Origin of the sequence: Streptomyces sp. RK62 (assembly GCF_018070255.1) — a bacterium.
In the GTDB taxonomy this organism is placed as follows: Bacteria; Actinomycetota; Actinomycetes; order Streptomycetales; family Streptomycetaceae; genus Streptomyces; species Streptomyces nigra.
This window is the reverse complement of sequence record NZ_JAGPYD010000034.1, coordinates 1-8,617: the sequence shown is the minus strand read 5'-3', so window position 1 is coordinate 8,617 and position 8,617 is coordinate 1. Positions and strand designations below refer to the sequence as shown.

At 72.9% G+C, this 8,617-nt stretch carries 6 protein-coding genes; 3 read left to right on the top strand and 3 right to left on the bottom strand.

Annotated elements, in window-relative coordinates; translation table 11 throughout:
• Positions 1 to 476 precede the first annotated feature (476 nt).
• Positions 477 to 1,022 (bottom strand): MarR family winged helix-turn-helix transcriptional regulator, encoded by a 546-nt coding sequence (locus tag KBY32_RS35155; protein WP_115509326.1) that lies wholly within the window; start codon positions 1,020 to 1,022, stop codon positions 477 to 479.
• A gap of 145 nt (positions 1,023 to 1,167) precedes the next feature.
• Between KBY32_RS35155 and KBY32_RS35150 the strand changes: the two genes are divergently transcribed.
• A complete protein-coding gene (locus tag KBY32_RS35150; protein ID WP_208645899.1) occupies positions 1,168 to 2,433 on the top strand; it encodes an MFS transporter in 1,266 nt (421 codons plus the stop codon).
• A gap of 13 nt (positions 2,434 to 2,446) precedes the next feature.
• Here KBY32_RS35150 and KBY32_RS35145 read toward each other — a convergent pair whose 3' ends face one another.
• Complete coding sequence (locus tag KBY32_RS35145) at positions 2,447 to 4,099, bottom strand: SpoIIE family protein phosphatase (RefSeq protein WP_055624954.1); 1,653 nt, start codon at positions 4,097 to 4,099, stop codon at positions 2,447 to 2,449.
• A gap of 134 nt (positions 4,100 to 4,233) precedes the next feature.
• Complete coding sequence (locus KBY32_RS35140) at positions 4,234 to 5,610, bottom strand: NAD(P)/FAD-dependent oxidoreductase (RefSeq protein ID WP_210982926.1); 1,377 nt, start codon at positions 5,608 to 5,610, stop codon at positions 4,234 to 4,236.
• A gap of 385 nt (positions 5,611 to 5,995) precedes the next feature.
• Here KBY32_RS35140 and KBY32_RS35135 point away from each other — a divergent pair, with 385 nt between their 5' ends.
• Both KBY32_RS35135 and KBY32_RS35130 read left to right on the top strand, forming a co-directional pair.
• Positions 5,996 to 6,769: a TetR/AcrR family transcriptional regulator gene (locus KBY32_RS35135; protein ID WP_210982925.1), complete on the top strand. Its 774-nt coding sequence runs from the start codon at positions 5,996 to 5,998 to the stop codon at positions 6,767 to 6,769.
• 420 nt (positions 6,770 to 7,189) lie between these two features.
• Positions 7,190 to 8,617: sigma-70 family RNA polymerase sigma factor (locus tag KBY32_RS35130; protein ID WP_210982924.1), on the top strand; the 1,428-nt coding region annotated here is incomplete at its 3' end.

The window sequence follows — 8,617 nt, the reverse complement described above, 5'->3', positions numbered from 1 at the left end:
GCACGCTGTTGAGTTCTCAAGGAACGGACGCTTCCTTTGTACTCACCCTCTCGGGCTTTCCTCCGGGCGCTTCCCTTCGGTCTTGCGTTTCCGACTCTATCAGATCTTTCCGATCCGATTTCCTCGGCGCTTTCCAGGTTCACGCTTCCGCGTTTCCCTTTCCGGCGGTTCCGACTTTACCAGATCCTTTTCGGCCTGATCCCCAGTCAGCGGGGTTCGTCTTCCCGGCCGTTGGGCCGTTCCGACGTCTCAAACCTTAGCGGATCCTTCCGGCGATTCCCAATCGGGCTGCCGGCCCCCTATTCGAATTGAATTCGGGCGCGCCGAAATCAACCCGTCAGGGAGATCGTGCTGGTGGTTTGAGGTGCCGCTGTCGCGGCGAAGGTGCTGTCGCAGAACCGTTCCGGCTCCGTGGCAACCCGAAGAACCTTACGGATCGACCAGGGCGATGTCAACCACCCCCTGTCAAGATCTTTTCAGTCCAGGTCGGTGAGGCGTCCGCCGGCGTCCGGCTGGGCGTCCTCCACCCGGCGGAGCAGACGGGTCAGGGCCTCACCCAGCGTCGAGCGCTCCTCGGGAGAGAGGTCCTGGAGGAGGTCCTCCTCGAAGACGGTCGCGAGGCGCATCGCCTCGAGCCACTTGGCACGACCCTCCGCGGTCAGCTCGACGATGACGCGGACACGGTTGTTCTCGTCGCGCTCCCGGGTGACCAGACCCTCGGTGACCATGCGGTCAATCCGGTGCGTCATCGCGGCCGGCGTGAGGCCGAGGCGCTTGGCGAGCTCGCCGGGGCCCATCCGGTACGGGGCACCGGAGAGGACGAGGGCCTTGAGGACCTCCCAGTCCGTGTTGCTGATCCCCAGGGCGGCCGTCTGGCGCCCGTAGGCGACGTTCATGCGCCGGTTCAGCCGGGACAGGGCAGAGACGATCTTCTCGACCTGGGGGTCGAGGTCCTGGAACTCGCGCTGGTAAGCGGCGATCTGCTCTTCGAGCGTCGGTTCGCCGATGTCGGGGTCGCCCATGGGGGGAGTATGGCACGCCCCTGCTTCGCGTCGAAGTCCTTCATTGTGTACTGTTTAGCTTCGAAGTTTAGGTTCGAAGTCTTCAGGCCTGCATCGAAGGTCTGCCAGAAGAGAGGTGAACGTGACCAGGGCGATGGGCGCAGCGATGCGCCGGATCCACGTGGGCAACGCACTCAGCGCGTTCGGGCTCGGTTTCACCGTCCCCTACCTGTACGTCTATGTGGCGCAGGTGCGGGGACTGGGTGCCATGACAGCGGGGCTGGTCCTCGCCGTCTTCGCCGTGGCCGCGCTGGTCGTGCTGCCGTTCGCCGGTCGGGCGATCGTGCGGCGCGGCCCGCTGCCGGTGCTGCTCGCCGCCCTGGTCGCCGCCGCCGTGGGAGCGATGGGGCTCGGCCTCGCCGGGAGCGCGGCGGCCGTGCTGCTGGCGTCGGCCGTGCTTGGCGCCGGGCAGGCCGTGATGCAGCCGGCGCTCGCCACGATGATCGTCGACTGCTCCTCGGCGGACACCCGGTCCCGTGCCTTCGCGACGCAGTTCTTCCTGCAGAACCTCGGGCTCGGGGTCGGCGGGCTGATCGGCGGGCATCTCGTCGACGCGACGAGCGTGTCCTCGTTCACCCTGCTGTTCGCGATCGAGGCCGCGATGTTCCTGCTGCTCGTCGTCGTCATGGCGACCGTGCGGATGCCGCGTGCGCCGCAGGTCGGCGGGGCACCGGAGGGCCGTTCGGCCAAGGGCAGCTGGCGGGAGATGCTGCGCCATCGGCAGATGGTGCAGCTGTGTGTGCTGGGCTTCGTGCTGTTCTTCGCCTGCTACGGGCAGTTCGAGTCGGGGCTGAGCGCCTACGGCGTGGAGGCGGCCGGGGTGTCGACGTCGACGCTGGGCACCGCGCTCGCGGCGAACACCGCGATGATCGTGGTGGCGCAGTTCGTCGTCCTGCGGTTCGTCGAGCGCCGGCGTCGGACGCGGGTCATCGCCGCGGTCGGGCTGATCTGGGCCGTGGCGTGGGTCGCGGCGGCGTACGCGGGGCTGGGGAACGGCAGCAAGGAGATGGCCACCGCCGCCTTCATCTCCACGTACGCGCTGTTCGGGCTGGGTGAGGCGATGCTGTCGCCGACCGTCGCCCCGCTGGTCGCGGATCTGGCGCCCACGGGTCTGGCCGGGCAGTACAACTCGGCCTTCGCCCTGGTGAAGCAGCTCGCGCTGGCGGTGGGGCCGGCCGTGGGTGGGCCCATGGGGGCGTCGCTGCACGGGCCGTACGTGGTGACGTTCGCGCTGTTCTCGCTGGGGGTCACCTGGCTGGCGCTGCGGCTCGGGCGGCGGCTGACCGTCGCGCAGGACCAGCCGTGGCTGCACCGCAGCCGGGTCGTGGCCCAGGGGACCGCGACGCCGGCGGGCCAGTCGGCGCACGCCTGAGCCGACCGGCGGGCTAGCGCGCCTGGGGCAGGACGAACTCGCACCAGACGGCCTTGCCGCCGCCGGGGGTGCGCCGGGAGCCCCAGGCCGAGGCGATGCTGGCGACGATGGCGATGCCCCGGCCCGACTCGTCGGCCGGTTCGGCGCGGCGCCGGCGCGGCAGGTGGTCGTCGCCGTCGGTGACCTCGATGATCAGGCGGCGGTCGGTGCGGCGCAGGCGCAGGCGCATGGGCGGTGTGCCGTGCTGCAGGGAGTTGGCGACGAGTTCGCTGGTGGCCAGGACGCCGTGGTCGTGCAGGTCGGACGGGAAGCGCCAGCTGGTCAGCACCCCGGAGGCGAAGGCACGCGCGCGGGGGGCCGCCTCGACACCGCCGAGCAGCTCCAGCGCGGCGTTGCGGAAGAGCTCGTGGTCGGGGCCGGTGCGGGCGGGGTGCTGGAGGACGAGGACGGCGACGTCGTCGTCGTGGTCGGCGGTGACGCCGGCGGAGCGGACCAGGCGGTCGCAGACGACCTGCGGGGTGCCGGTCGCTCCGGCGAGGGCCGTCTCCAGGGAGGCGATGCCCTCGTCCAGGTCCTTGTCCCGGCGTTCGACCAGGCCGTCCGTGTAGAGGACGGCCGTGGAGCCGGGGCTGAGGGCGATCGAGCCGGACGCGTGCATCCAGCCGCCGGTGCCGAGGGGCGGCCCGGTCGGTTCGTCGGCGCGCTGGACCGCGCCGTGCTCGTCGCGAACGAGGATCGGCAGGTGCCCGGCGGACGCGTAGACCAGGCGGCCCTCGTTGGGGTCGTGGATGGCGTAGACGCAGGTCGCGATCTGGTTCGCGTCGATCTCCATGGCGAGGCCGTCCAGCAGCTGGAGCACCTCGTGCGGGGGGAGGTCGAGGCGGGCGTACGCGCGTACCGCCGTGCGGAGCTGGCCCATGACGGCCGCCGCGCGGACGCCCCGGCCCATGACGTCGCCGATGACGAGGGCGGTGCGGCCGCCGCCGAGAGTGATCACGTCGTACCAGTCGCCGCCGACCGCGGCCTCGGTGCCGCCGGGGTGGTAGGTGGCTGCGATGCGCAGATCGTCGGGCTCCTCGAGCTCCTGCGGGAGCAGGGAGCGCTGGAGGGTGACGGCCGTCTCGCGCTGGCGGCGCTCGCTGGCGCGCAGGCGCTCGGCGGCCTCGGCGTGGTCGGTGACGTCGGTGGCGAAGACGAGGACGCCGCCGTCGCCCTCGGTGACCGGCGTGCAGGTGAACGTGTAGGAGCGGCCGTCGGTGGCCTTGCGGGACTTCAGGGTGCGGGAGCGGCCGCTGCGCAGGACCTGGTCGAGCAGCGGGAGCAGGCCGAGCTCGGCGAGTTCGGGGAGGGCCGCGGGCGCGGGTTCGCCGGTGAGGCGGGACCCGAAGGCGGCGGCGTACGCGTCGTTGACGTAGGCGAGGCGGTGCTCGGGGCCGTGGACGAGGGCGACCAGGGCGGGGACGCGGTCGAGGACCTCACGCGCGGGCAGCTCGTCGAGGGCGGGGATCGGCCGGTCGGCGTCGGTGAGCTGCTCGACGCGGGCCGCGGGGACGGCTCCGGGGCCGTCGCCCGGCCGGTCCTGGGCGAGGGCCGCCGCGGGTTCGGTCCGCGCTGCGGCGCGGCGCTGCGTTCCGGGGAGCCGGGCGCTCCAGCGCGTGAAGTTCACGAATCCTTGCCTCGTGTCGTCGTCTTCGGCCGGCTCCGGTCGTCCGGGATCGGTCGGGGGTCAGTCTGGCAGGGCGGCCGTCCCGGCCGACACCCGTCAGACGCCTGCCCCGGCCGGGGAGTTCCTGGGTCCGGTCAGGACGACCCCTTCGGGTCGTCTTCGGGCCTGTGTGGATGTTTTCCACCGGCCGCGAGTTCGAACTCGGCTCGCGGATGTTCGAGTGAACCGAGCGAGACGATCTCCCTCTTGAAGAGACCCGAGAGCGTCCATTCGGCGAGGACGCGGGCCTTGCGGTTGAAGGTCGGCACCCGGCTGAGGTGGTAGACGCGGTGCATGAACCAGGCAGGGTAGCCCTTGAGGCGGCGGCCGTAGATCTGGGCGACGCCCTGGTGGAAGCCGAGGGAGGCGACGGAGCCCGCGTACGCGTGCGCGTACGTCTCGAGGGGTTCGCCGCGCAGGGTGTGGACGATGTTGTCGCCGAGCACCCTGGCCTGGCGCAGGGCGTGCTGGGCGTTGGGCGCGCAGAGTGCGCCGGGTTCGCGGGCGGTGACGTCGGGGACGGAGGCGGCGTCTCCGGCGGCCCACGCGTGCGTGGTGCCCTCGACGGACAGTTCGGCGGTGCACCGGAGCCGGCCGCGCCCGTCGAGGGGCAGGTCGGTGGCGGCGAGGACCGGGTGGGGTTTGACGCCGGCCGTCCATACGACGGTGCGGGTGGGGAAGCGGGAGCCGTCGTCGAGGACGGCGACGCGGTCCTGGCAGGACTCCAGGCGGGTGTGCAGCCGTACGTCGATGTTGCGGCGGCGCAGCTCGGAGACGGTGTAGCGGCCCAGGTCCGCGCCGACCTCGGGGAGGATCCGGTCGGAGGCCTCGACGAGGATCCACTTCATGTCCTCGGGGCGGACGTTGTGGTAGTACCGCGTGGCGTAGCGGGCCATGTCCTCCAGTTCGCCCAGGGCCTCGACGCCCGCGTAGCCGCCGCCGACGAAGACGAACGTGAGCGCGGCGTCGCGGATCTCGGGGTCGCGGGTGGAGGAGGCGATGTCCATCTGTTCGATGACGTGGTTGCGCAGGCCGATGGCCTCTTCGACGGTCTTGAAGCCGATGCCGTGGTCGGCGAGGCCGGGGACGGGCAGGGTGCGCGCGACGGAACCGGGGGCGAGGACGAGTTCGTCGTAGGCGATGGCCTCGCTCGGGCCCTCCTCGCCGGAGGCGAGGGCGGTCACGGTCGCGGTACGGGCGGCGTGGTCGATCGCGGTGACCTCGCCGAGGACGATCCGGCACCGCGGGAGGACGGCGCGCAGCGGGACGACGACGTGCCGCGGTGAGATGGAGCCGGCCGCCGCCTCCGGGAGGAACGGCTGGTACGTCATGTACGGGTCCGGGGTGACGAGGCGGATCTCGGCCTCGTCCCGCGCCAGTTCCCGTCTGAGGAGGCGCTGGAGACGCAGGGCCGTGTACATCCCGACGTAGCCGCCGCCGACAACGAGAATGCGCGCACGTTCCTTCACCATCCCATGACGCACCCGTCGCTTGCGTTTGTCCACAGCCTCGACGATTTGTATGACCGGTGGCCGACGCCGCCGCGATTTGGCCGAATTGCCGGACTGCGCGAAGAGTCCGCAGGTCAGAAGGGGTGGACTGGGGGTGCGCGGGTGGCGCAATCGGGACGTAAACGACCCGTACTCCGATCGAGGGGCGCTCCGTGCGGAACGTGCCCCTTCTGAATTGACCCCCTCTCAACTATGTTCGTGTGTCGACGGGGTGCAGGGGGATGCGCTCATCGGGTCCGTGAGACACACGGGACGGGCTCGTTGTCCCGGGCTTGTTCCGCGACGCTCCGGCTAGCAATGACGGGGAGTGTCTCCGGGGGGAGACGTCATTACCGGGGGATCACTTATGCATGTTCAGGATTCTCGATGGGCTTCCGCGTCCGCCGTCGCGCCGGCGGGTGGGGCGATGGGCTCCGCCATGAGCGCGGGCGCCGGACGTGGGGAGTCGTCGCGTACGACGCCGCTGCGCGTGGACGCGCAGCGCAATCTGGAGCACGTGCTGCGCGCGGCGCGTGAGGTCTTCGGCGAACTCGGGTACGGGGCGCCGATGGAGGACGTGGCCCGCCGGGCGCGGGTCGGCGTCGGGACGGTGTACCGCCGGTTCCCGAGCAAGGACGTCCTGGTGCGGCGGATAGCCGAGGAGGAGACGTCGCGGCTGACGGACCAGGCGCGTGCGGCGCTCGGTCAGGAGGACGAGCCGTGGTCGGCGCTGTCGCGCTTCCTGCGGACGTCGGTGGCATCCGGCGCGGGCCGGCTGCTGCCGCCGCAGGTGCTGCGGGTCGGTGTCGCCGACGAGGCCGGGACCGACGAGGCGCGGGTGCCGCAGCAGCGGGTGCAGCCGGGCGCGGGCGAGCTGCGGCTGGTGTCCGAGCCGGCTCCGGCCGTGGCGGCGGACCCGGTGGACGACGCCGGTGCGGCGGCGCTGCTCGACGTGGTGGGCCGGCTCGTGGAGCGGGCGCGCGCGGCGGGCGAGCTGCGGCCGGACGTGTCGGTGTCGGACGTCCTGCTGGTGATAGCGACGGCCGCGCCCTCCCTGCCGGACGCGGCCCAGCAGGCGGCGGCCTCGGCACGGCTGCTCGACATCCTGCTGGAGGGTCTGCGGTCGCGCCCCCAGGCGTGACCCGGCGTCCCGGCGGGCGTGACCCGGCGTCCTGGCTGGCGTGATCCGGCGTTCCGGCGGCCTGACCCGGCGTCCCGGCGGCGTGACCCGGCGTTCCGGCGGGTGTCGCCCGCCGGTCCTGCGGTCAGCCTGGCCGCCGGACGCCGGGCCCCCGAACGGGTGGTTGCGCGAGGGGGGCACTGACCCGCCGCCCCCCTCGAACAGGTCGCGGACACTCCGGGGCGTTCCGGTCCGATCGCTCAACTGCCCTCGCGGACACGCCCGTTGAGCCTTCCCCAGTTTGGGGCATGCTCATGCCATCTCGCGCCAAGTCCGCACGGACGAGTGGATGTCCGTTCGCGCCGGTCCCGGCCAAAGGGCGATGTGGCACCCTGACCCGGTGTCCGGGACTGGTGGAGCTGGCAGCGGGGGCTTTCCGCGATGAGCGTTGACGGGTGGGACGAGTCGCGGGACGACGGCGACGCGGCGACCCCACAGGTGCCGAGTCAGGGCGGCCGCCCGGACGTCCCGCCGCCCGGCGACGCCCCGGACGACCGCGCTCCGCGCGCGGAGGGCAACGTCCCGGCGCAGCGCGACCGGCGCGAGGACAGCACCACGCCCCCGCACATGCCGCCGCCCTCGGACACCGACCTGATCGGCCGGATGCGGGCCGGGGACGACAGCGCGTACGAGGAGCTGTACCGCCGGCACGCACAGGCCGTACGCCGGTACGCGCGCACCTGCTGCCGTGACGCGCACACCGCGGACGACCTGACGGCCGAGGTGTTCGCCCGCATGCTCCAGGCGGTGCGGTCCGGCTCCGGTCCCGAGCACGCCGTACGCGCCTATCTGCTCACCTCGATCCGGCGGGCGGCGGCGGACTGGACGCGGTCGGCGCGGCGCGAGCAACTGGTCGACGACTTCGCGGTGTTCGCTGCGCAGTCGGCGCGGGCCGCCGAGATGTCCGACGACGACACCCTCGACCTCGGCGCGGATGTGCGGGCCATGCACGAGGCCGAGCAGTCGCTGGCCATGCAGGCGTTCCGGTCGTTGCCGGAGCGCTGGCAGGCGGTGCTGTGGCACACCGAGGTCGAGGACGAGTCGCCGAGCGAGGTCGCCACGCTGTTCGGGCTCGACGCCAACGGCACGCGGGTGCTGGCCAGTCGGGCCCGTGAGGGGCTCAAGCAGGCCTATCTCCAGGCGCATGTCAGCGCCAGTCTCGTCCGGGACGGGGAGTGTGCCCGCTACGCCGACCGGCTCGGCGCGTTCGCGCGCGGCAGTCTGCGTTCCCGGGCCGAGCGCGGTCTGCGCAAGCACCTCGACGAATGCGCCCGGTGCCGGCTGGCCGCGGGCCAGATCAAGGAGGTCGCCGGAGGCATCCCGGCCGTCGTCCCGGTCGCGGTCATCGGCTGGTTCGGTGCCGCGGGGTACGCCAAGGTGGCCGCCCTCGTCGCCGGGGGCGCCGGAGCGGGCGCGGCCGGTGCCGCGGGAGCCGCCGCGGCCTCGGGCGGCGGTGGCGCGGCGAGCGGTGCCGGTGCTGGTGCCGCGGGCGGCGCGTCGTCCGGAGGCGCGGGCGGCGGCTCGGCCGCGTCCGAAGGGCTGGGTGCCCCGCTGAAGGCCGGTATCGCGGCCGGGGTCGTCGCCGTGGGCGTCGTGGCGGCGATCGTGCTCGCGCTGGTCGGGCACGACAAGCCGGCCGAGAAGACGGACGCCAAGCAGCCGCCCGTCCCGTCCCCCGTGGTCGAGGAGACACCGACCCAGCGGCCACCCCGGTCCGAGCGGCCCACGCCGCCCGGCCCGAAGCCTGTCGCGCCCGCCCCCAAGGCCGCCCCGAAGCCCACCCCCACCCCCACCCCCCCCCCCACCCCC

Bases quoted from the DNA above. Each gene is read 5' to 3' on its own strand.
- KBY32_RS35155 (WP_115509326.1), bottom strand. From the start codon at position 1,022: ATGGGCGACCCCGACATCGGCGAACCGACGCTCGAAGAGCAGATCGCC.
- KBY32_RS35150 (WP_208645899.1), top strand. From the start codon at position 1,168: ATGCGCCGGATCCACGTGGGCAACGCACTCAGCGCGTTCGGGCTCGGT.
- KBY32_RS35140 (WP_210982926.1), bottom strand. From the start codon at position 5,610: ATGGTGAAGGAACGTGCGCGCATTCTCGTTGTCGGCGGCGGCTACGTC.
- KBY32_RS35135 (WP_210982925.1), top strand. From the start codon at position 5,996: ATGCATGTTCAGGATTCTCGATGGGCTTCCGCGTCCGCCGTCGCGCCG.